21 protein-coding genes, 2 tRNA genes and 1 pseudogene are annotated in these 20,910 nt (G+C 68.3%); 14 read left to right on the top strand and 10 right to left on the bottom strand.

Annotated features, from left to right (window positions below; genetic code table 11):
- Positions 1-71 precede the first annotated feature (71 nt).
- A pseudogene (locus N5096_RS05480) lies at positions 72-689 on the top strand (copper-containing nitrite reductase); the annotation flags it as partial.
- A gap of 252 nt (positions 690-941) precedes the next feature.
- Here the strand turns inward: N5096_RS05480 and N5096_RS05475 are convergent.
- Both N5096_RS05475 and N5096_RS05470 read right to left on the bottom strand, forming a co-directional pair.
- Positions 942-1,016, bottom strand: a tRNA-Glu gene (locus tag N5096_RS05475).
- Positions 1,017-1,102: 86 nt separating this feature from the next.
- Positions 1,103-1,228: a hypothetical protein gene (locus N5096_RS05470; RefSeq protein WP_267663317.1), complete on the bottom strand. Its 126-nt coding sequence runs from the start codon at positions 1,226-1,228 to the stop codon at positions 1,103-1,105.
- Positions 1,229-1,347: 119 nt separating this feature from the next.
- Here N5096_RS05470 and N5096_RS05465 point away from each other — a divergent pair, with 119 nt between their 5' ends.
- Together N5096_RS05465 and N5096_RS05460 are read left to right on the top strand one after the other, a co-directional pair.
- Positions 1,348-1,668 (top strand): hypothetical protein, encoded by a 321-nt coding sequence (locus tag N5096_RS05465; RefSeq protein WP_267663316.1) that lies wholly within the window; start codon positions 1,348-1,350, stop codon positions 1,666-1,668.
- Between the two features lie 68 nt (positions 1,669-1,736).
- The gene (locus tag N5096_RS05460; RefSeq protein WP_267663315.1) at positions 1,737-2,771 is read left to right on the top strand and encodes a zinc-dependent metalloprotease; all 1,035 of its coding nucleotides are present in this window, start codon (positions 1,737-1,739) and stop codon (positions 2,769-2,771) included.
- 187 nt (positions 2,772-2,958) lie between these two features.
- Here N5096_RS05460 and N5096_RS05455 read toward each other — a convergent pair whose 3' ends face one another.
- Positions 2,959-3,453 (bottom strand): CBS domain-containing protein, encoded by a 495-nt coding sequence (locus tag N5096_RS05455; protein ID WP_267663314.1) that lies wholly within the window; start codon positions 3,451-3,453, stop codon positions 2,959-2,961.
- A 109-nt stretch (positions 3,454-3,562) separates the two neighbouring features.
- Here N5096_RS05455 and N5096_RS05450 point away from each other — a divergent pair, with 109 nt between their 5' ends.
- A complete protein-coding gene (locus tag N5096_RS05450; RefSeq protein WP_267663313.1) occupies positions 3,563-4,087 on the top strand; it encodes a hypothetical protein in 525 nt (174 codons plus the stop codon).
- Between the two features lie 4 nt (positions 4,088-4,091).
- Here the strand turns inward: N5096_RS05450 and N5096_RS05445 are convergent, their stop codons facing one another.
- The 5 genes from N5096_RS05445 to phoU all read right to left on the bottom strand — a co-directional run bounded on the left by N5096_RS05445 (position 4,092) and on the right by phoU (position 6,550).
- Positions 4,092-4,364, bottom strand: coding sequence for a DUF7553 family protein (locus N5096_RS05445; RefSeq protein WP_267663312.1), 273 nt, complete (start codon positions 4,362-4,364; stop codon positions 4,092-4,094).
- Positions 4,365-4,539: 175 nt separating this feature from the next.
- Positions 4,540-5,073: a cob(I)yrinic acid a,c-diamide adenosyltransferase gene (locus N5096_RS05440; RefSeq protein ID WP_267663311.1), complete on the bottom strand. Its 534-nt coding sequence runs from the start codon at positions 5,071-5,073 to the stop codon at positions 4,540-4,542.
- Positions 5,070-5,309, bottom strand: a complete 240-nt coding sequence (locus tag N5096_RS05435; RefSeq protein ID WP_267663310.1) for a glutaredoxin family protein — start codon at positions 5,307-5,309, stop codon at positions 5,070-5,072. Before N5096_RS05435 ends, N5096_RS05440 begins: the two co-directional genes overlap by 4 nt.
- A gap of 92 nt (positions 5,310-5,401) precedes the next feature.
- Positions 5,402-5,800 (bottom strand): acyl-CoA thioesterase, encoded by a 399-nt coding sequence (locus tag N5096_RS05430; protein ID WP_267663309.1) that lies wholly within the window; start codon positions 5,798-5,800, stop codon positions 5,402-5,404.
- A 75-nt stretch (positions 5,801-5,875) separates the two neighbouring features.
- Positions 5,876-6,550 carry a phosphate signaling complex protein PhoU gene (gene phoU, locus N5096_RS05425; protein ID WP_267663308.1) on the bottom strand — a complete coding sequence of 225 codons (675 nt, stop codon included), beginning with the start codon at positions 6,548-6,550 and terminating at the stop codon, positions 5,876-5,878.
- Positions 6,551-6,883: 333 nt separating this feature from the next.
- Here phoU and N5096_RS05420 point away from each other — a divergent pair, with 333 nt between their 5' ends.
- Together N5096_RS05420 and uvsE are read left to right on the top strand one after the other, a co-directional pair.
- Positions 6,884-7,219: a hypothetical protein gene (locus tag N5096_RS05420; protein ID WP_267663307.1), complete on the top strand. Its 336-nt coding sequence runs from the start codon at positions 6,884-6,886 to the stop codon at positions 7,217-7,219.
- Positions 7,220-7,389: 170 nt separating this feature from the next.
- Entirely contained in the window at positions 7,390-8,307 is a 918-nt protein-coding gene (gene uvsE, locus N5096_RS05415) for a UV DNA damage repair endonuclease UvsE (protein ID WP_267663306.1), read from the top strand.
- A 477-nt stretch (positions 8,308-8,784) separates the two neighbouring features.
- On the opposite strand, the gene N5096_RS05410 is transcribed toward uvsE, so the two are convergent.
- Positions 8,785-8,859, bottom strand: a tRNA-Val gene (locus N5096_RS05410).
- A 199-nt stretch (positions 8,860-9,058) separates the two neighbouring features.
- Here N5096_RS05410 and sucC point away from each other — a divergent pair.
- From sucC to N5096_RS05380, 6 genes are all read left to right on the top strand, one after another.
- Complete coding sequence (gene sucC / locus N5096_RS05405; RefSeq protein WP_267663305.1) at positions 9,059-10,204, top strand: ADP-forming succinate--CoA ligase subunit beta; 1,146 nt, start codon at positions 9,059-9,061, stop codon at positions 10,202-10,204.
- Positions 10,201-11,070: a succinate--CoA ligase subunit alpha gene (gene sucD / locus N5096_RS05400; protein WP_267663304.1), complete on the top strand. Its 870-nt coding sequence runs from the start codon at positions 10,201-10,203 to the stop codon at positions 11,068-11,070. Before sucC ends, sucD begins: the two co-directional genes overlap by 4 nt.
- A 108-nt stretch (positions 11,071-11,178) precedes the next feature.
- Positions 11,179-13,764 (top strand): hybrid sensor histidine kinase/response regulator, encoded by a 2,586-nt coding sequence (locus tag N5096_RS05395; protein ID WP_267663303.1) that lies wholly within the window; start codon positions 11,179-11,181, stop codon positions 13,762-13,764.
- Between the two features lie 111 nt (positions 13,765-13,875).
- Positions 13,876-14,193, top strand: a complete 318-nt coding sequence (locus N5096_RS05390) for a helix-turn-helix domain-containing protein (protein WP_267663302.1) — start codon at positions 13,876-13,878, stop codon at positions 14,191-14,193.
- Between the two features lie 70 nt (positions 14,194-14,263).
- Positions 14,264-15,562, top strand: coding sequence for a tRNA (N(6)-L-threonylcarbamoyladenosine(37)-C(2))-methylthiotransferase (locus N5096_RS05385; protein WP_267663301.1), 1,299 nt, complete (start codon positions 14,264-14,266; stop codon positions 15,560-15,562).
- Between the two features lie 97 nt (positions 15,563-15,659).
- Complete coding sequence (locus N5096_RS05380; RefSeq protein ID WP_267663300.1) at positions 15,660-15,839, top strand: DUF7511 domain-containing protein; 180 nt, start codon at positions 15,660-15,662, stop codon at positions 15,837-15,839.
- Positions 15,840-16,059: 220 nt separating this feature from the next.
- On the opposite strand, the gene N5096_RS05375 is transcribed toward N5096_RS05380, so the two are convergent.
- Positions 16,060-18,105 (bottom strand): AMP-dependent synthetase/ligase, encoded by a 2,046-nt coding sequence (locus N5096_RS05375; protein ID WP_267663299.1) that lies wholly within the window; start codon positions 18,103-18,105, stop codon positions 16,060-16,062.
- A 104-nt stretch (positions 18,106-18,209) separates the two neighbouring features.
- On the opposite strand from N5096_RS05375, the gene N5096_RS05370 reads away from it, so the two are divergent.
- The gene (locus tag N5096_RS05370; protein ID WP_267663298.1) at positions 18,210-20,132 is read left to right on the top strand and encodes a helicase C-terminal domain-containing protein; all 1,923 of its coding nucleotides are present in this window, start codon (positions 18,210-18,212) and stop codon (positions 20,130-20,132) included.
- A gap of 288 nt (positions 20,133-20,420) precedes the next feature.
- Entirely contained in the window at positions 20,421-20,612 is a 192-nt protein-coding gene (locus tag N5096_RS05365; RefSeq protein ID WP_267663297.1) for a DUF7317 family protein, read from the top strand.
- Positions 20,613-20,910 lie beyond the last annotated feature (298 nt).

Genomic DNA, 20,910 nt, shown 5'->3' with positions numbered 1-20,910 from the left:
CAGTCTCTGACACCGTGAAACCGTGAGTTATCGACCCTACCCCGACGCAGTCTTGCATTCAACAAGGCAACTTCAAAGCAACCTACCCCGGGCTGTTCATCTACCACTGTGCAGTCCCACAACTGGACTACCACATCTCTGCCGGTATGTTCGGCGGAATCCTCGTGGAACCCAAAGAGGGATTGCCGAACGTCGATCACGAGTTCTATCTTGGGCAGCACGAGCTGTACACCAAGGGTGATGCCGGCGAAGAAGGGCATCACGACTTCGATTTTGACGCGATGGCCAACGAAGAGCCAACGTACACGCTCATTAACGGCGAAAAGTACGCGATCGGACCGAGCGGATACAACGACATGCAAATTGGGACCGACGAAACTGTGCGCGTGTTCTACGCTGTCGGCGGACCCAACCTCGCCAGCAGCTTCCATCCGATTGGGTCTGTGTGGGATGAAGTCTGGCCGCAAGGCTCCATCGCGTCCGATCCACATCGGAACGTCCAAACAACACCTGTCCAGCCTGGGAGTACATCCATCTCGACCTTGCACTCCCCGGTTCCCGGGCCAATCAAGCTGGTTGATCACTCGCTCTCGCGAGTGGCACGTAAAGGCCTGATGGCAGTGATCGACGTACAGGGCGACGAAGACCCCGCAATCTTCGACCCGAACCCTGATCAATCAGACGCGTAACACCCACCCCTGCGCGACTCTCTTCGTCCACACGTTCCTCTCGTCCGTTGCGGTAGTCGACCAGTTGTCGTTGAGCGAGTCGGTCTTCGGTCGGAGCGGGAACGACGACGAACTCGGTCAGATCCATGGTCGAACCACTGTTGTCAGTACCGCGGGTCGGATTGCCCGTCCTGCGAATCGATTTGCCCTCAGTGTTCATGGTTACCCGACGTTAAGACGGACTCAAAATCGCAAGACAGCGGAAGGAAGGGATGCTCCGGCTGGGATTCGAACCCAGGTCATTGCCGTGAGAGGGCAATATGATTGGCCGGACTACACCACCAGAGCGCACGTCCGTTTGACGCATTCTCGGGTACGACAGGATATTGTAAAACAGTTCCGTTTCGACAGCGCTGTGCCCTGGTTTACCGTGGTCAGGTCCGCCCGACTGCGGGGCGACGCGACGCTCGGACGTCGACGGCGAACGGGGCCGCAGCGGTTGCCCCGTCGGCGACGGTCGCGAGCAGGTCGTCGAGGAACGTTCGGCCGCGCTCGTGCACGGTGACGGCTGACGAGGCGGCCGGGAAGAAACCGCCGGTCTGCGGCGGTCGAAACCCCTTCGACGCCCGCCGCCGACCGCGCCGCCACGTCTAAACCGTCGCCGCACGAAGGACGGGATATGACAGACTCGTCATTCACCCTGCTGGAGATCCACCTCGGCGACGGCGACGTGGAGGTCGGCCCGTTCGAGATCTTCGGCGCGGGCGACGAACCGGCGGCAGGCGTCGAGCCGATCGTGGCGGCGAACGGCGACACCGAGGGAGACGACGACGCGACCGACGCGGTCGACGCGGCCGACGCCGAGTCCGACGGCGGCTGCCGCGCCCGGTCGGTCGCCGGCCTTCTGCTCGTGCTGGCCGCGCTCGCCGCGATCGCGGTCGGCGTCGTGGCGCTCCGCGGGGACGACGAGGTCCCGGCGGGCATCGCCGGCGACGACTGACGGATCGACGCGGGCCGTGGCCGTCGAACCGACGCAAGCGATTTGAGGCGGGCACCCTTCTCGTCCGCATGGATATTCTCCGAAGCCTGCGCTCGGTCTCCGAGGCGTCCGGCACCGGCGTCGTCGACTGGGACCGGGCCGGGGCGGCCGCGAAGGCGAGCACCGACCCCGGCTCGCTTGCGCTCACGGCCGGCGAGCGGGAGGGGTACGCCGCCGACGTCCGGGACGCCCGAGCGCGGCTGGGCGAGGTCGCGGGACTCGCGTTCGACGTCCCCGACGCGATCGAGGTGCAGAACCGCCACCACTGGATCGACGCGAGCGTCGGCACATTTCAGAACGTGATGGCGCCGATCGAGGCGGCAGCGACCGGGCAAACGGGGGCGGGAAGCGGTCCCGGGGGGCTCGGCGGCCCCGGCAGCCCGGTCGGCGCGTTTTCGCGGGACGTCTCGCGGATCGCCAACACCGGGACGATGGCGTTCGCGCTCGGCTTCCTCGCGCGGAACGTGCTCGGGCAGTACGACCCCCTGCTGCTCGCCGACGAGCCGGACGCCGACCACGGCCTCTACTTCGTCCATCCGAACATCGTCGCGGTCGCGGCCTCGCTCGACGTCGACTACCCCCGGTTCCGGCGGTGGATCGCCTTCCACGAGGTGACCCACGCGGCCGAGTTCGGCGCGGCGCCGTGGCTCCCGGAGTACCTCGAATCGCGCGTCGAGCGTGGCGTGGAGGGGCTAACGGCCGGCGAGCTGACGATCGGCGGGCTCGACTCCGAGGCGTTCGGTGAGCTGCAGGCCGCCATGACCGCGGTCGAGGGGTACGCGGAGATGCTGATGGACCGCGCGTTCGACGACGAGTACGCCGACCTGCGGCGGAAGCTCGACGAGCGCCGCGGGGCCGGGGGGCCGATCCGGCAGCTCGCCCAGCGCCTGCTCGGGCTCGGGATGAAACGCCGGCAGTACGAGCGGGGCGCTGCCTTCTTCCGGCACGTCGCTGACGCCCGTGGCATCGAGGCTGCCGGCGTCGTCTGGGACCGCTCCGAGAACCTCCCGACCATGGCCGAGATCGACGACCCCGAGGCATGGCTGACCCGTGTGGACCCCTGACGGCGAGCGCGACGCAGGTAGCTACTTATAAACGATCTCGCAGCGACGAGGGTGGGGAGGCGTGAGGTGCAGTTGCGGTCGGCTGGGGGTTTGAAGCCGCCCTCCGTCGACCTGGTGTCATTCATTTATAAGGTGCGACTCAGAATCTATTACCAAACACGGATTCACCCGCCGTCCTCGCGGCGTCTCAGTCCAATCGCGTGTCGCGGAACGCCTGAACGACGTCCTGTCGGGCGACGATCCCGACGACCCGGCCCTCGTCGTCCAGGACCGGGACCCGATTGATGTCGGGGTCGTCGCCGGCGAGCAGGTCGAGCACCTCGTCGATCGGCGCGTCGGGCGTCACCGTCGCCACGTCGGCGCTCATGACGTCGGAGACGGGGCGGTCCGCGTTCCGGACCATGTCGACGCCCAGGTCGAGGTCGGCCCACGGCGCCTTCACCTGATAGGTGAGCGTGTCGACGAACGGCGGGAGCCCGATCGGGATCCACAGCGTCTCGTCTTCGGGCTCGAACAGGTCGACGAGGTCCGATTCGGTGACCACGCCGACGACGCGGCCCGCCTCGTCGACGACGGGAAAGCCGCTGAACTCGTGCCGGGCGAACTTCCTGAACACGTCCGCGACGTCGTCGTCGGAGGCGACCGTCTGCACGTCGGTCTCCATCAGGTCTCGCGCTTGCATACGGTCGCCCTCGCGGCCGGGACCCGTAGGCGTTTCGACCGGCGGGGGAGGGTCCCGACGCGCGCACCGCCGGAAAAGATTCACCCGCGCGCCGCCCCCTGATTCGGCTATGACCCACGAGCTCCGGCTTCTCGAACGCGTGCGCCGGAACGTCGCCGGCCTGCTTCACCTCCCGCTGTCGGCGGTCGGGCTGTACGCCGAGCGGGAGACGCCCCGCGACCAGTACGCGCTCACGCTCCGCGAGCCGTACCCAGCCGTCGAGGCGCGACTCCACCGGCTCGGGTTCGTCCGCAACCTCGTCTCCTCGCTGAAGTTCCGCGACTACGCGACCCCGCCCCAGACGTCGGTCGCCAGCTGGGTCCGGTACCCGAACGGGGCGCTCGCGAGCGACTCCCAGCTCCACCTCGCGCTGTTCGTCGGCTCGGAGCGCTCCACGACCGACGTGTACGCTCACTGGGAGCCTTCGTGGATCCGTCACCCGATCCGGCACTACCGGGCGACCGACGTCGACGCCGAGGCGGGCGTCGAGCGCACCCGCGCACTGTTCGAGCAGGAAGGGGTCGAGTACGCCGTGGTGCCGGTCGACGAGCGCGTCGCCACCGAGACGTCGACCGCGGAAAGCCGAGGGAGCTGAGCGGCTACTCCGCGGCGGCGTCGCGGCCGCGGTACTCCGTCACTCGAGCTCGGGCGGAGGCGACCGCCTCGCGGGCCCCGCCCTCCGCGCGCTCCTCAACCCCCCTCAGGTCGGCTTGGAGCCGGTCCAGCCGCGAGGGCTCCGGCTCCTCCGCTTCGGCGCCGACGAGCTCCCTCACGCGAGTCTCGACCGGCTTCAGCTCCTCTTTCACGCCCGCCTTCGCGTGCTCCGCTGCGCGACCGAGGTAGTACCGTGCGTCTTCGAAGTGCTTGCTCATATCTGTCCTTTGGAAGGCGACGGATATATCCTTTGTGGCTACGCTGCAACGACAGAATGGTAAAAGGCGATCGCGGGTCGCCGTCGCTCTCCGATCGAGTTCGAAAGCGAGGACCGAGTCCGATACCGAAGACCGATCGCGAGGTCGATCCGAGCGAGAACCGCCCGCTGAGGGGTCAGTAGGAGGGCGACTCCTCGGGTTCACCGTCGCGCGCGTTCGCGACGCGGCCGAGCGTGAACAGCAGGTCGGAGAGGCGGTTGAGGTAGGAGACGACCGTCTCGTTGATCGGTTCGGAGCGTGCGAGCTCGACGATCCGGCGCTCGGCGCGGCGCGTCACGGTCCGGGCGTGGTGGAGGCGCGCGCCCGACTCCCCCCCGCCCGGGAGGACGAACGAGGTCAGCGGCTCCAGCTCCTCGTCGAAGGCGTCGATGCGGTCCTCCAAGTCTTCGACGAGCTCGGGCTCGACCTGCGGGTCCTCCGGGTCCGGGTCCGGGTTCGCGAGGTCGGCCTGCACGACGTGGAGATGGTTCTGGACCGTTTCCAGCAGCTCGTCGAGGTCGTCGTGGCCCGTCGGGCGTACGGTGCCGATCAGGGCGTTCGCCTCGTCGACGGTCCCGTACGCCTCGATCCGGGGGCTCGACTTCGAGACGCGGCTCATGTCTCGGAGGTCGGTGTCGCCCTGGTCGCCGCGGCCGGTGTAGATGGTCATGCGAGGGTCCGCTCGACGTACTCCAGGATGTTCGCGCTCTCCGCCATCGTCACGCCGCGCTCCTCGACGACGAGGACCGGGACGCCGCGCTGGCCGCTGACCCGCTTCACCGCGTCGCGGTCGGAGTGGAGCGCGTCGACCCATTCGGCCTCGTACTCGATCCCGGCGTCGTCGAGCGCGTCGGACACCTTCTCGCACCACGGGCATCCGTCGAGCGCGTAGAGTCGGAGTGACATACCAGATCGATCGGCACGCGGCGGCAAGAAGGTACGGTGTCGGCGGCGGATCTCCCGGCTCGGATCAGCCGATCGGCTCGGCCCGCGGGACGCTACAGCCCGTGGTACGACGCCATCCCCTCGCGGAACGCGGGCGGGATCGGGGCGGGCTCGCCGGAGTCGGGGTCGAGGCTGACGAGCGTCGCCTCGGCCTCGGCGACCACCGCGCCGCCCACCCGCAGCTCGTGGGTCATCGTCACGCTGGAGCGGCCGAGTTCGGCGACGTCGACGTCGACCGCGACCGCCCCGTCCGTCAGCTCGACCGGCCGGCGGAAGTCGAGCGAGAGGGAGGCCAACACCGTCGACACCCGCGAGAGGTCGGCGTCGAGGACGTCGCGGAAGTACTCAGTCCGGGCCTGCTCGAGGTACGTGGCGTAGACCGCGTTGTTGACGTGGCCCATCGCGTCGATGTCGCGAAATCGGACGTCGATCTCGGTCGTGTACGTGCTCATGTCAGGTCGTCCCCGGGAAGGGGTATGTAGGCGTCGGGATCGGCCGACGGCCGGCGGTTTAAAAGCGACCCGCCGTCAGTACAGCAGCTCGTCGTCGTTCTCGATCATGTACAGCGACCGCGCGGCGATGTTGACGGCGTGGTCGCCGACGCGCTCGAGGTCGCGGACCGTGAGGAGGAGCCGCGAGACGTTCCGCATCGTCCCCTCGACGTCGGCCTCCTCGCGGAGCTCGTCGCGCTCGATGAGGTCGCGGACGACGAGTTCGCTCGCGGCCTCGCAGGCGGCGTCGACCTCGTCGTCGGCCTCGGCGACGGCGTAACACAGCTCGGGGTCCGACTCCGTGTACGCCTCCATCGCCTCGTCCAGCATCGCCAGCGTGTCGGCGCCGATGCGCTGGACGTCGACGTCGGTGAACACCTCGCGGTCGGCCCGCTTGGCGTACTCCCCGAGGTTCGTCGCCAGGTCCGCGATCCGCTCGAGGTCGGTGATGATCTTGAACGAGGCCGCGATGAACCGGAGGTCGCCCGCCACCGGCTGCTGGAGCGCGATGAGGTCGGTACACTGCCCCTCCAGCTCGAGGTAGAGGTCGTTGATCTCGGCGTCGCCGGTGATGACTTCCTCGCCCAGCTCGGCGTCCTGCCGCTCCAAGGCGTCGAGGCCCATCCGGAGCCGCTCCGCGACGACCTCGCTCATGTAGAGCACGTCGTCGCGCAGCGTCTCCAGCTTCGACTGGTACTGTTCGCGTGGCATCGTGTTAGGATATTCGCCTCTCCGGACGTATAAAAACACGTCGGCGACCGGTCGGTCTTGCGGGGATCTCGCTCGATCTCGTCGCGCCGTTCGCCGACCGCATTCAGTATCGCAAGCCGTTCTCGTCCGGGTAGGCGCACCCGTCGGCGAGGTCCACGACGCCCAGCGTCGGCAACCGACCGAGCCGCGAGGCCCCGTCCTCCCCGCCGAGTCCCACTACGACAAACGGCCCGAGGAGGTGAACATGGAGCAGCGCCGCGGCTACCTGGACGACGTCTGACGACTGGACGCCCCCGCTCCCGATTTTTAACGAAAACGCGGCGAGAGCCGCTCGTGTTCGACCCGCAGTACGGCTTCGCGGATCCACTGCTCACCCGGTACGAGCGGAACGTCCGTCACGACCTGCCGTGGCGAGAGCCGACCTCAAAGCGCCTGCGGAATCGTCTATCCGCCCTACATGGATTGGATGAACTGCGTTTCCGTGACCGCGTACTGATCGGGACTCGTGTCGATGTCATCGTGCGGCGTGTCTCTCCCGGCAGCAAGCACCGTCGGCTCGGCGAGCGTGATTGCCGTCGTCCGGTGTGTTTGTACTACGATAAGCTGACAGGGATCGTTCACTGGGTGTTGCCGGTGAATTTAAAAGATGGGTACAGTCGTCTCTCATGACGTACTCGTTTCGACGAATTTGTGAGATCCGAATCGAGCGCTTGGGGACACATGGCTGCCGCTCAGCTCGAACGAAAGGGACGTTCACCAGAGCGATTCGATACGCCGCTCGGTCGCGTTTCGGTGAGCCGTGCGGTTATCCGTGTAGAGCGCGAACATACGCCATATTTATGCTGGGTTACGCTTGTATGAATCGCACGTTGAGAGCGCGCGATCAGCCGCTACGATGTAATCGCGGGATGCAACAGAAGACGTGGGAGTCACGGGGTCTGGACTACGCGTCTGAACTCGCTCTTCAGAATTTCTCTGATCTGTATGACATCTTGCGTTGGAACGTCGACCACGACATCTACTTCTATCGCTGCACGTCGGAGTTGGTTCCGTGGAACTCCCAGTTCGACCTGACAGAGCTCCCGGACTACGACGAGATAGCTCGAATCGCAGCGGACTGTGGCCGGGTCATTCGGGACAACGACGTCCGGTTCACGTTTCACCCGAGCTACTGGTGTAAGCTCGCCAGTGAGTCGGCGGACACCGTCGAGAACTCGATTCGAGATCTCGAACTCCATGGCGCATGGCTCGACTTGATCGGCCTCCCCCGAACGCCGCATTATAGCGTCAACATTCACATCGGAGCCCATTACAACGACAAAGAGGCGACAGGCGCACGCTTCCGGAACGCCGTAAACCGCCTCTCACCCGCCGTTCGAAACCGTCTGACCGTGGAGAACGACGACAAGGAGTCGCTCTGGAGCGTCCCCGAGCTCGTCGAGGCGGTCGCAGAGCCACTCGACGTGCCCGTCGTCTTCGATTACCATCACCATCAGTTCACGAGTCGGGGACTCACGTATCGTGAGGCCTTCGAACTGGCCGCAGGAACGTGGGGTGACGTGCGACCTGTCGTGCACTACTCGGAGCCTGCACGGCTGTACGGGCAGGACGCGCGGCCACAGGCCCACGCCGAGTACGTCTCGTCGGTTCCCGACTGGCTCCGTGACGGCGCAGACGTGATGGTCGAAGCAAAATCGAAGGAACGGGCGTTGCTTCGGTACCGAGACGGAACGGAACCGGTCGTCGGTACGACATAGCTGGAAACACGGCGTCCGGTATCGGTGGCCTCTGACGGATTCCTCCGACACGATCGTCCCCGATCCGCCATCTCGTCGGTCGCGGCCGACGCGGAACGTCTGGTACGCTCGCTCGGATTGGATATCCGGGCGTCTCGCAGCCGCTCTGGTGCCGCTTCGGCTTCGAGGTAGCACCGTGCCAAACAGCCGAATCCCCTCCGAACGAACGTCCTGACCGTCGGGTACAGAGGGCCGCGACGCCACCAGATCCTTATTTCAACCCCGCCCACGGTGGGGCGGGGAATCCGCCTCGCTACATAGTTTGAAGATGGAGAAATCGTGCGGTTGCAATCCGTACGAGGCTAGTATGGGTTAGGGGGGATTCGAACCTCGGTCGCTCCGCTCGCTGGCGCTGGCTTCGTTCCCTGCTTCGAATCCGTCGCACCACTTCGCTTCCATGGACTCCTCGCTGCGCTCGTCGTTGCGAGGAATCAGAAGTGGGTTAGGGCGGATTCGAACCGCCGACCTGCTCCGTGTGAAGGAGCCGTCATAACCTGGCTAGACCACCAACCCGCTCGTGTCAGTGTATCCGACGTCCGGACTTAAGAGTTATCGTACGGTGTTGCGAGGCGAAGCAACACGCATTCGGGCCATCAGCGGTGTGAGAGCGACTCTCCGGGCTCCGAGACCCGTTTCCTCCCTTCGGGAACCGTGTCCCCGGTCGCGCCGAATCGGCACCATTTAAGCCGTCATCGGTCCGCTTTCGAGACGGATGAAACTACACGAACATCAAGCGAAGACCATCTTCGCGGACGCCGGGATCCCGGTACCGGACTCCCGGCTCGCGACGACTGTCGAGGAGGCCCTCGACGCCGTCGACGAGATCGGCTATCCCGCGGCGATCAAAGCGCAGGTCCACGTCGGCGGCCGCGGCAAGGCCGGCGGGATCGAGATCGCGACCGACCGCGACGAGGCCGAGGAGTACGCCGAGGCGATCCTCGGGATGGACCTGAAGGGGTACACCGTCGATCAGGTCCTCGTCGAAGAGGGCGTCGACTTCGTGGACGAGCTGTACGTCGGCGTCACCATGGACCGCGGCGAGGGACAGCCCGTCCTGATGGTGTCGACCGAGGGCGGCGTGGACATCGAGGAGGTCGCCGAGGAGAACCCCGGCGCCATCGCGCGCGAGCACGTCGACCCCGCGTTCGGGCTCCACCCGTACCAGGCCCGGAAGGTTGTCTACGAGGCCGGCGTCGACGCCGACGTCGCGCTCGACGTCGCGTCGATCCTCTCGACGCTGTACGAGTTGTACGATGACAGCGACGCCTCCGAGATCGAGGTCAACCCCGTGATGATCACGGGCGACCGCGACGTCGTCGCCGCCGACGCCGTGATGAACATCGACGAGGACGCGCTGTTCCGCCAGCCCGACCTCGCCGACATGGCCGAGGCGTCCTACGAGGACGACCTCGAACGGAAGGCCGGCGAGTACGGCTTCGACTACGTCCGCCTCTCGGGCAACGTCGGCATCATCGGCAACGGCGCCGGGCTCGTGATGACGACGCTCGACCTGGTCGACTACTACGGCGGCGCGCCCGCCAACTTCCTCGACATCGGCGGCGGCGCGAAGGCCGAGCGCGTCACGAAGGCGCTCGACATGGTCTTCTCCGACGAGAACGTCGACGCCGTCGTGTTCAACATCTTCGGCGGGATCACCCGCGGCGACGAGGTCGCCAAGGGGATCAACGAGGCCTTAGAGCAGTTCGACGAGATCCCCAAGAAGGTGGTCGTCCGGCTCGCCGGCACGAACGCCGAGGAGGGGATGGAGATCCTGAACACGGACCTCGTCGAGGTCGAGGAGACGCTGGAGGACGCGGTCCAGCGCGCGGTGAAGAACGCAGAGGAGGTGACCCAATGAGCATTTTCGTCGACGACGACACCAGAGTGGTAGTCCAGGGTATCACCGGCGGGGAAGGGAAGTTCCACGCCGGCCAGATGATCGAGTACGGCACGAACGTCGTCGCCGGCGCGGTGCCCGGAAAGGGGGGGCAAGAGGTCGACGGCGTCCCCGTCTACGACACCGTCCACGAAGCGGTCGAGGCGGAGAACGCGGACGCCTCGGTCATCTTCGTCCCGCCGGCGTTCGCCGGCGACGCGATCTTCGAGTCGCTCGACACCGACCTCGACCTCGCGGTCGCGATCACGGAGGGGATCCCGACCCAGGACATGGCGAAGGTGAACAAGCGCCTGAGCGAAACCGACACGCGCCTGCTCGGCCCGAACTGCCCCGGGATCATCACGCCCGGCGAGGCGAAGCTCGGCATCCTCCCCGGCAACATCTTCGCCGACGGCAACGTGGGGCTCGTCTCCCGCTCCGGCACCCTCACGTACCAGGTCGTCGACAACCTCACCGAGCGCGGCATCGGCCAGACGACCGCCATCGGGATCGGCGGCGACCCGATCATCGGGACCTCCTTCATCGACGCCCTCGAGGCGTTCGAGGCCGACGACGAGACCGACGCCGTCGTGATGTGCGGCGAGATCGGCGGCGAGGACGAGGAGCAGGCCGCGCGGTTCATCGGCGAGCACATGGACACGCCGGTCGCCGGCTTCATCGCCGGGCGCACGGCGCCGCCTGGCAAGCGGATGGGCCACGCGGGCGCCATCGTTTCCGGCTCCGGCACGGGCACCGCGCAGTCGAAGATCGACGCGCTCAACGACGCGGGCGCCCCCGTCGGTGACACCCCCGAGGAGGTCGCCGACCACGTCGAGGACTTCCTCTAGGCGGCGGTCGACCTCGTCGACCTCGCCGGCCTCGCCTTTCGTCGCTCCGGTTCTCGGTTCTGACCATTAGAGCGTAAACTAAAATTACCGGTGGTGTGACGGGTACCCATGGACTCCGTTTCGGAAGCCACCGGCGGCCGCCCCGGCGCCGACGCCTTCCGTGGCTCCGAGCCGGCTGGCGGCGGCCCGCGACGGGTGCTCTTCGTCGACGACGAGCCCGGCGCCGCCGACCTCGCGGCCACTCACGTCGAGCGGCTGGTCGACGGGATCGAGACGGTGACGTACACCGCCCCGGACGACGCGCTCGCGGCCGTCGAGGCGGGCCGCGTCGACTGCGTCGTCAGCGACTTCGACATGCCCGGCAGCGACGGGCTCGAACTGCTCACCGACGTCCGCGCGGTCGACCCCGGGGTCCCGTTCGTGCTCTTCACCGGGAAGGGCTCCGAGGAGATCGCCAGCGAGGCGATCTCCGCCGGCGTGACGGACTACCTCCAGAAGGGCGCCGGCCGGGACCGGTACGAGATGCTCGCGAACAGCGTCGCGAACGCGCTGGACCGGCGACGGGCGGAGCGGGACCTCCGCGAGGTGAACGCGAAGGTGACCGCGCTCCACGCGTTCGCGACGGACGTCGCCGCCTGCGAGCGCGTCGACGACGTGTTCGAGCGGACCGTCGCCGCCGCGGAGGGGATCTTGGAGTTCAACCGGTGCGTCACGGCCCGCCGTCGGGGCGACGCGCTCGTCCCCGCGGCGCTCTCGGAGAGCGTCACGGACGACGAGGTCCGGACGTTCGAAGTCGGCGAGGGGGTCGTCGGCACCACGGCCGCCGAGGAGCGGACGATGGTCGTCGACAACATCAGCGTCGACCCCGCCGATCCGGACCAGCTTGAGGACCCCGAGAACTGCGACCGGTCGGGCGCCGCTCGGGCCGACGCCAGCGCGGTCGCCGACCCGGTCACCGACGATATCCGGTCGGCGATCAGCGTTCCGATCGGTTCGTACGGCGTGTTGCAGGCCGTCTCTGACGGCTACGCCGCGTTCGACGACGGCGACGTCGAGTTCGCGGAGCTGCTGGCCGCCCACGCGGCCGACGCGATCGAGCAGATCGAGACGGAGAACGCGCTGCGGACGGAGCGCGACCGGCTGACGGCCCTGTTCGAGGATCTCCCGCTCCCGGCCGCCAGGACGGCCGTGTCCGACGACAGCGAGCGCCGTCTCAACGCGACGAACGACGCGTTCGAGCGGACGTTCGGCCACTCGGCGACCGACCACGACTACCGCGAGATCCGCGACGCGATCATCCCGGAAGGCGCTGACCGGTACGACCCGGAGGAGATCGTCGAGCGAGACGCCGTGTCGCGCCTCGAAGTGCGTCGCCGCACGACCGACGGGCTTCGGGACTTCATCCTTCACGCGATTCCCGTGCGGCGCAGCGACGAGACGGTCCTCTACAGCCTCTACGCCGATATCGCCGAACAGAAGCGAGTCGAGCGGACGCTCCGGAACCTCCACGAGACGACCCGGGAGATGTTCCGCGGCGAGGACCGCGAGAAGATCGCCGCGCTCGCGACCCGCGCGGCCATCGACATCCTGGAGTTCCCGAACAGCGCGGTCCGGCTGTACGACCCCGAGGCGGAAGAGCTCTTACCGACCGCGATCAGCAAGGAGGCGACCGCTGCGCTCGGGGAGCGCCCGGCGTTCGGGTCCGGCGACGGGCGGATCTGGGAGGCGTTCGATCGCGGCGAGCCGGTCGTCGTCGACGATCTGAACGCCGTCGACACTGACGTCGGCTACGGGGAGCTCCGGAGCCTGCTCGTCGTTCCGCTCGACGACCACGGCGCGATGCCGCTCGGCTCCCGCGAGCCAGGCTTCTTCGACGACACGGCGATCCAGCTGGCGCAGGTGCTGGCGGCGAACGTCACTGTCGCGCTGGACTGCGCCGAGCGCACAGCCCAGCTCCGGGACCGCGACGCCGCGCTCCAACGCGAGATCGACCGGCTGGAGAAGTTCGCCGGGCTCGTCTCGCACGACCTCCGGAGCCCACTCACCGTCGCGGTCGGGCGGCTCGAACTCGTGCGAGAGCTCGTCGACGACCCGGCCGCGATCGATGAGCTCGACCAGATCGGCGAGGCTCACGACCGGATGAGCCAGCTCATCGACGACCTCCTGGCGCTGGCGCGGCAGGGGCAGACCGTCGACGAGCCGGAGTCGGTCGACCTCGCCGAGGCGGCAGTGCGGGCGTGGGGAACCGTCGACACCGCCGGCGCGACGCTCGACGCGCCCGACGGCTCTGTCGCGGTCGACGCCGACCCGGAGCGGCTTCGGACGCTCTTGGAGAACCTGTTCGCGAACAGCGTGGAGCACGGCCCCACGGGCGGCCGGGCAGAGCCTGACGACAGCGTGGAACCCGATTCCACGGGCAGCCGGGCAGAGCCTGACGACAGCGTGGAACCCGGTGCGACCGAGCCCGACGTCACCGTCACCGTCGGCGCGCTCTCGGATGGGTTCTACGTCGCCGACGACGGCGGCGGGTTCGACGTCGACCCCGAGGAGGCGCTGGAGTACGGGACCTCGAGCGACCCGCACGGCAGCGGCTTCGGGCTCGCGATCGCCCGAGAGATCGCGACCGCGCACGGCTGGGCGATCTCGATCGACGACGTCGACGGGGCGCGGTTCGAGTTCCGCACGGGCGAGTAGCGGACCGCGACGGCGACCGCTCCAAACACATATATAAAAGCACGGGGTGATGTGCGATTTCAGCACACACCCGAGCCACGGTTATTGACGACTCGCCCGTGTACGATACGTATGGATGACACTGCCCGCGAGCTGCTCGAGCCGCTCCCGCCGAGCGCCAAGCTGGTCTACTACGTCCTCAACGAGGAGGGTCGGTTCGACCAGACCGGGCTCGCCGAGGAGACGCGCCTGTCGACCCGAACCGTCCGGTTCGCGGTCGAGAAGCTCACCGAGGTCGGTCTCGTCGAAGAGGGGCTGTGCCCTCGCGACGCCCGCCGGTCGGTGTACGCGCCGGTCCCCGAGTCCGAACGCTCGGAAGAGACCGAGCCGGAGGCCGCCTCGGAGCCCGACGCCGAGGCGCCCACAGCGGCCGCGGTCGCCGAGGACTGAGCCCGGACCGAACGCTTCCTCCCCCGATCCGTCGCGCTTTTGACCGCGGAACCGGTAGTGAGCGTACTCGATGGCGACGTATCACATCGAAACCTATGGCTGTAGTTCGAACCGGGGTGAGAGCCGGGAGATAGAGCGCGCGCTTCGCGACGGCGGCCACCGCCCGGCGGACGGACCCGAAGACGCCGACGTCGCCATCCTCAACACCTGCACGGTCGTCGAGAAGACCGAGCGGAACATGCTCCGGCGCGCCGAGGAGCTTCAGGAGACGGCGGCCGACCTCGTCGTCACCGGCTGCATGGCGCTCGCCCAAGGCGAGCTGTTCGAGGAGGCCGGCGTCGACGCCGAGATTCTCCACTGGGACGAGGTCCCGTCGTACGCGCTCAACGGCGAGTGCCCGACGACCACGCCCGACGCCGAGCCGGTCCTCGACGGCGTGGTCGGCCTCCTCCCCATCGCGCGCGGCTGCATGAGCAACTGCTCGTACTGCATCACGAAGTTCGCGACCGGCCGGGTCGACTCCCCGTCGGTCGCGGAGAACGTCGAGAAGGCCCGCGCGCTGGTCCACGCCGGCGCGAAGGAGATCCGCGTCACGGGCCAGGACACCGGCGTCTACGGCTGGGATAACGGCGACCGGAAACTGCCGGAGCTCCTCGACCGCATCTGCGACATCGACGGCGAGTTCCGGGTCCGGCTCGGGATGGCGAACCCGGGCGGCATCCATGGGATCCACCAGGAGCTCGCCGACGTGTTCGCCGCGAACGAAGAGCTGTACGACTTCATCCACGCGCCGGTCCAGTCCGGCTCCGACGACGTGCTCGACGACATGCGTCGACAGCACCGCGTCGGGAAGTTCCGCGAGGTCGTCGAGACCTTCGACGACCGGCTCGACCACTGGACGCTGTCGACCGACTTCATCGTCGGCTTCCCCACGGAGAGCGAGGCCGACCACGAGCTGTCGATGGACCTCCTCGCCGAGGTCCGCCCGGAGAAGATCAACGTCACCCGGTTCTCGAAGCGCCCCGGCACCGACGCCGCCGACATGAAGGGTCTCGGCGGCACGCTCAAGAAGGAGCGCTCGAAGGCGATGTCCGAGCTGAAGATGAAGGTCGTCGGCGGGGCGTACGAGTCGATGGTCGGCGAGCGGTTCGAGGTCCTCGTCGTCGAGGAGGGCACCGGCGACTCCGTGAAGTGCCGCGACTCCGCGTACCGCCAGATCATCGTCCAGAGCGCGACCGATCGCGGCGTCGAGGTGGGCGACTTCCTGGAGGTGGAGGTGACCGGTCACAACACCGTCTACGCGTTTGGCGACCCGGTCGACGAAGACGGTGTCGAGGGCGTCGCGGACTCGGCCGCGTCGTCGGCCTGAACCCCGACCGAGCCCTCCCGGCGCGGTCGAAACGGACCCGATTCCGGCGTTAGGGAACGAATTACCATAGCGGGATGTCCCCCATGCGGAACTGACGATGAGACAGAGTCAGGACTCGCGCGACCGCGGGGACCGGATCAAGGCGACGTTCGCGCGATACGACGACCGCCCCGACGAGTGCACCCTCCACCCGGAGTCTCCCGGCGAGGACAAGCGGACCACGGAGTGGCTGACCGCGCGCCGCGGCGGGTACGTCTCGCTCGCCGTCTGGCGGTGAGCTCCCGGAGCCCCCTCCGCGGGGCTCGACTCCCCGCCGTATCGGTCGGTGCGACTCTCCCCCGAAAAACGCGGTAAGCCCGGCCTACCGGCCCGATCTGACGGGGGAAGCGGATCGGCTCCGTGAATCGGTTAGACGTCGGAGACCCCGGAAACGCCGAGATACCGGGAACCCCGGAGACGCGGGACCGCCCGCGTCGACGCCCGCCTCTCCGCGCGGGTCACTCCGCCGCGTAGATCATCTCGACCTCGTCGGAGAACCGGTCGAGGATGTTCCGTCGCTTCTTCTTCATCGTCGGCGTGAGCAGGTCGTTCGCCTCGGTGAACTCCTCCTCGACGAGCCGAAACCGCTTGATCCGCTCGTACGACTCGAACTCACCGTTCACGCGGTTGACCTCCTCCTGGACCCGCTCTCGGACCCGGTCGTCCCGACAGGCCTCGGCGCGGCCGCTCGGCAGGTCGATCCCCCGCGTCTCGGCCCATGCGTCGACGCGCTCGAAGTTCGGGACGATCAGCGCGGAGACGAACTTCTGGGAGTCGCCGAGCACGACGCACTGCTCGACAAACTCGTTGGCGGCGAACCGGTCCTCGATCGGCCCCGGCGCGACGTTCTTCCCGGTCGAGAGCACGAGGAGCTGCTTGGCGCGCTCGCGGAACGCGACGTACCCGTCGGGCCGGAGGTGAACGATGTCACCGGTGCGGAACCACGGCTCGTCCGGGTCGCCGTCGCGCTCCTCGGGGGGCGTCCCCGCGAGCGTGACGTCTTCGGGGAGCCGGTCGGGGTCCGTGAACGCCTCCGCGGTCGCCTCCGGTCGGTTCCAGTAGCCGTCGGTCACCTGCGGGCCGCGCACGAGGAGCTCCCCCGCGTCGCCGGCGAGGTCGGCGCCCTCCTCGCCGACGACGGTGCCGTCGACCGCGATCTCGGTGTCGACGACGGGCGGGCCGATGGTGCCGACTCTCGGGTCCTCAGGCGGGTTGACGCTGACGACGGGAGCGGTCTCCGTGAGTCCGTACCCCTCCAGGATCGGGAGGTCCATCCCGTGGTACAGCGCGCACAGCTCGGCCGACAGCGACCCGCCGCCCGAGATGAAGAAGTCGACCTCGCCGCCGAGCGCCTCCCGGACCGACGAGAAGACGAGCCGGTCGGCGACCACGCGCTTGGCGCCGAGCAGCGCGCCCGGCTCGTCGGCCTCGTGATGGGCCCGCCCGACGTCGACGGCCCAGCCGAATATCCGCGCTTTCACCGGCGACTCGTTCGCCTGCTCGCGGATCGCGTCGTACAGCTTCTCGTAGACGCGCGGGACGCTGGTGACCGTCGTCGGCCGCACGAGCCCGAAGTCCTCGCGGAGCGTGTCCGGGCTCTCGGCGTACCCGACCGTCGCGCCCGCCGCGAACATCATGTAGTGGCCCGCCATGCGCTCGAAGACGTGCGCGAGCGGGAGGAAAGATAGCGTCGTCGACTCGGCCGAGATCCCCGGCGCGTCGGGGTCGCGGTCCGGGCGGTCGGCGAAGCGCCGGTAACACTGCGTGACGTTGTCCCGGAAGTTCGCGTGCGTGAGCCGGACGCCCTTCGGCTTCCCGGTCGTCCCGGAGGTGTAGATGAGGCTGGCGAGGTCGTCGACCCCGACGGCGTCGATCCACCCCTCGTAGGCCGCCGCGTCGAAGGCGTCGGCGCCCAGCCCGTGGAGCTCGCCGAGGGTGTACACGTCGTCGGCGCCGAGGGCGACCCCGTCGAGGTCCAGCCCCCCCGCGTCCACGTCGTCGAACGAGACGACCGCGTCGAGGTCCTGCGAGAGGTCGCCGGCGACGGCGAGCACCTCGTCGAGCAGGTCGCGGTCCTCGACGACGACGACGGTCGCGCCGGGGTCCTCGAGCAGGTACCGGACCTGGCTTGGCGACGAGGAGGCGTAGACGGTCGTCACGACCGCGCCCGCGGCCAGCGCCGCGAAGTCGGTCTGGGCCCACTCCATCCGGGTCTTGGCGTAGAGGGCGACCCGCGTGTCGCCGTCGACGCCGACCTCGCGGAACCCCGCCGCGAGGCGCCGCACGACGTCGCGCATCTCGCCGTAGGTGATGCCGGCGTACTCGCCGTCCGGCGCGGGCGGGAGGACGCCCTCGGTGACCAGCGAGCGGTCGTGGACTCCGCCCTTGTACCGCTGGGCGCTTCGGTCGGCGTTCCGCTCGGCCGACCGCTCGAAGGTGCGCGGGAGCGTCTCCCGGGCGACGACGTCGTCCGCGAACTCCCGTTCCGCCTCCTGCCAGTACATACCGCCTCCGACCCGCCGGACCCTCATAAACGATCGGGTAGTTTCGAGTTCATCCGAGCTCCGGGACCGCGAGGGTTTAATCCCGAGCGGGCGCGAGTGACCCTGTGGACCCCGACCGGATCCCCGCCGAGTTCCCCGCGCCGAGCTTCCGCGGCGCGCAGGAGCGGGCGCTGGCGGATATCAGGGACGCGTTCGCCGCCGGCAACGAGGTCGTCCTCGTGCGCGCGCCGACGGGCAGCGGGAAGTCGCTGCTCGCCCGGGCGGTGATGGGCGCGGCCGCGACGGTCGAGGAGACGGCGCCGAGCGAGGCCACGGGCGCCTACTACACGACGCCGCAGGTGTCGCAGATCGACGACGTCGAGGCCGACGACCTCCTCGACGACCTGGCGGTCATTCGGGGGAAGTCGAACTACGACTGCATCCTCCCCGGCGAACACGACACGCCGGTCAACCGCGCCCCCTGCGTCCGCCAGCAGGGGTTCGACTGCTCGGTGAAACACCGGTGCCCGTACTTCTCCGACCGCGCCATCGCCTCCGGGAACCGCTACGCCGCATTGACGTTAGCGTACTTCATGCGCACCGCCGGCTCCGAGGTGTTCCGGAAGCGCGACGCGGTCGTGATCGACGAGGCGCACGGCCTCGCCGAGTGGGCCGAGATGTACGCGACCATCGAGCTCTCGCCCGACCGCGTCCCCGTCTGGGACGACGTGACCGTCCCGGACGTCGAGGCCGACGCCGGCCCCGAGGAGGACGCGCTTGACCGCACCGCCCGGTTCGTCGGCTCGCTCCGCGACGTCGCGAAGCGCGCGCGAGACGAGCTGACGGGTCGCCCCGAGCTCGACCGCGAGGAGGTGGCCCGCCGCGACCGGCTCCAGGAGCTGATAAGCGAGCTCGGCTGGTTCCTCGAGGACTACCGCGACCTCGACTCGCCCACGACGTGGGTCGTCGACCAGTCCGGCGGGGAGGGGTCGCCGCTCGCGATCAAGCCGCTGGACCCCGCCCGCTACCTCCGGCACACGGTGTGGGACCGCGGGAACCGGTTCGCGCTACTCTCTGCCACCATCCTCTCGAAGGAGGCGTTCTGCCGCGGGATCGGCCTCGACCCCGCCAAGGTCGCGCTCGTCGACGTCGAACACACGTTCCCCCTCGAAAACCGCCCCCTGTACGACGTGACGCAGGGGTCGATGACGTACGAGAACCGCGACGAGACGATACCGAAGATCGCGCGCCTGATCGTCCGGCTCATGGCCGAACACCCGGACGAGAAGGGGCTGATCCACGCGCACTCGTACGACATCGCCGGGCGGCTCACCGAGCTGCTGGGCGAGTTCGGCGTCGCCGCGCGGGTCCGACGGCACGGACGCGAGAACCGGGACGCGGAGCTCGCGGCGTGGAAGGCCAGCGACGACCCCGAGGTGTTCGTCTCCGTGAAGATGGAGGAGGCGCTCGACCTGAACGGCGACCGCTGCCGGTGGCAGGTGGTGTGTAAGGCGCCGTACCGCAACACGAACGACTCCCGCGTCGCCCGCCGGCTCGCGGACGACCAGTGGGCGTGGTACCACCGGACCGCGCTCCGGACCGTGATCCAGGCGTGCGGCCGCGTCGTCCGCGCCCCCGACGACCACGGCGCGACGTACCTCGCGGACGACTCCCTGTTGGACCTCTTCGACCGGGCGCAGGCCGACACCCCGCCGTGGTTCCGGGACCAGATCGACGCGATGAGGACGCCCGACCTCCCGGAGTTCGACCCCGCCGCCGCGCTCGCCGGGATCAACGCCGAGCCGTCCGGTCCGTCCAAGGCGGCGCGGAACCGGGCGGCCGGTGCCGGCGGCGCGGCCGACCGTGACGGCTCCGCCGCGCAGGGGTCGGGAACCGCCGCGTCCGGCGAAACCGGCTCGACCGCCGCCCCCGGATCGGGAGGCGGAACCGGACACGACGGCGACGGCGGAGAGACGCGGACCCACTCGGAGGCCGACGCCGAACGGCGCGAGGACCACCCGCTCTCCGACGTCTGGGGCGACGGCTGACGGGGCCGCTACGGCGCGGCGCGCCGCGTCACGCGATCGACGCCTACAGCAGGGTGATGCCCCATGCGGCCATGGAGCTCACCATGAGGAACGCGAAAAACAGCGCGAAGATCTGTTGTCTGTTCATGCTCTTCCCTGCGACGCAGAACGGCATAATTCCTGCGGGCCGTCATCGGTAGTGGTTATACACGGCCGAATCGGTCGACTGTCAATATATATCGTATAAGGTGTATCAGGAGCCTCAATCGATTAGTAACCTTCATAAACCTACACGGGTCTACTGTAGATATGGCAACCAAGGGCCTCTCGAGTGCGCTGACGCTGTACGGTGCGCGAACGCTGACACTCTCTCAGGCGGCCGCACAGGCGGGGCTCAGCGAGGCCGAGTTCGTCGATCAGTTGGAGCGCCGCGGCATTGAGGTCACCGAGTCGGAGCGCGCCGCCGCGCTCGGGAACGAGTCGACCGCCCGCGCTGATTGATCGACGGCGACACGCGAGGCTACGGTTATTTTCTTTCGTGACTACGACGCGTAGCGATGTCGTGGTGGACAGTTCAAAAATTCCGCTCATTCATTTATAAGCGGTTGACCGCAGATCGACAGTGAACACCGCCAAAGCCCCAGCCAGGAGGCGGGCGCACGCTCGCTGCGGTCCTCGGTCACTCGCTTCGCTCGTTCCCTGCGGTCCTTGCCTCGCCTGCGCCCGCCTCCTGGCTGCCCTTTTGAGTCCCACCCGCCCGCACGGCGACCGCGCCTCACGCCTCCCCAACCTCGTCGCT

It is taken from the genome of Halorubrum yunnanense (genome assembly GCF_026586675.1).
Taxonomy (GTDB): domain Archaea; phylum Halobacteriota; class Halobacteria; order Halobacteriales; family Haloferacaceae; genus Halorubrum; species Halorubrum yunnanense.
The sequence above is the reverse complement of the archived record's forward strand: the minus strand, read 5'-3'. Positions and strand labels throughout refer to the sequence as shown.

What these genes read in the sequence shown, in the direction of transcription:
- N5096_RS05465 (WP_267663316.1), top strand. Translation starts at nt 1,348, where the DNA reads ATGACAGACTCGTCATTCACCCTGCTGGAGATCCACCTCGGCGACGGC.
- N5096_RS05460 (WP_267663315.1), top strand. Translation starts at nt 1,737, where the DNA reads ATGGATATTCTCCGAAGCCTGCGCTCGGTCTCCGAGGCGTCCGGCACC.
- N5096_RS05455 (WP_267663314.1), bottom strand. Translation starts at nt 3,453, where the DNA reads ATGCAAGCGCGAGACCTGATGGAGACCGACGTGCAGACGGTCGCCTCC.
- N5096_RS05450 (WP_267663313.1), top strand. Translation starts at nt 3,563, where the DNA reads ATGACCCACGAGCTCCGGCTTCTCGAACGCGTGCGCCGGAACGTCGCC.
- N5096_RS05445 (WP_267663312.1), bottom strand. Translation starts at nt 4,364, where the DNA reads ATGAGCAAGCACTTCGAAGACGCACGGTACTACCTCGGTCGCGCAGCG.
- N5096_RS05440 (WP_267663311.1), bottom strand. Translation starts at nt 5,073, where the DNA reads ATGACCATCTACACCGGCCGCGGCGACCAGGGCGACACCGACCTCCGA.
- N5096_RS05435 (WP_267663310.1), bottom strand. Translation starts at nt 5,309, where the DNA reads ATGTCACTCCGACTCTACGCGCTCGACGGATGCCCGTGGTGCGAGAAG.
- N5096_RS05430 (WP_267663309.1), bottom strand. Translation starts at nt 5,800, where the DNA reads ATGAGCACGTACACGACCGAGATCGACGTCCGATTTCGCGACATCGAC.
- phoU (WP_267663308.1), bottom strand. Translation starts at nt 6,550, where the DNA reads ATGCCACGCGAACAGTACCAGTCGAAGCTGGAGACGCTGCGCGACGAC.
- uvsE (WP_267663306.1), top strand. Translation starts at nt 7,390, where the DNA reads ATGCTGGGTTACGCTTGTATGAATCGCACGTTGAGAGCGCGCGATCAG.
- sucC (WP_267663305.1), top strand. Translation starts at nt 9,059, where the DNA reads ATGAAACTACACGAACATCAAGCGAAGACCATCTTCGCGGACGCCGGG.
- sucD (WP_267663304.1), top strand. Translation starts at nt 10,201, where the DNA reads ATGAGCATTTTCGTCGACGACGACACCAGAGTGGTAGTCCAGGGTATC.
- N5096_RS05395 (WP_267663303.1), top strand. Translation starts at nt 11,179, where the DNA reads ATGGACTCCGTTTCGGAAGCCACCGGCGGCCGCCCCGGCGCCGACGCC.
- N5096_RS05390 (WP_267663302.1), top strand. Translation starts at nt 13,876, where the DNA reads ATGGATGACACTGCCCGCGAGCTGCTCGAGCCGCTCCCGCCGAGCGCC.
- N5096_RS05385 (WP_267663301.1), top strand. Translation starts at nt 14,264, where the DNA reads ATGGCGACGTATCACATCGAAACCTATGGCTGTAGTTCGAACCGGGGT.
- N5096_RS05380 (WP_267663300.1), top strand. Translation starts at nt 15,660, where the DNA reads ATGAGACAGAGTCAGGACTCGCGCGACCGCGGGGACCGGATCAAGGCG.
- N5096_RS05375 (WP_267663299.1), bottom strand. Translation starts at nt 18,105, where the DNA reads ATGTACTGGCAGGAGGCGGAACGGGAGTTCGCGGACGACGTCGTCGCC.
- N5096_RS05365 (WP_267663297.1), top strand. Translation starts at nt 20,421, where the DNA reads ATGGCAACCAAGGGCCTCTCGAGTGCGCTGACGCTGTACGGTGCGCGA.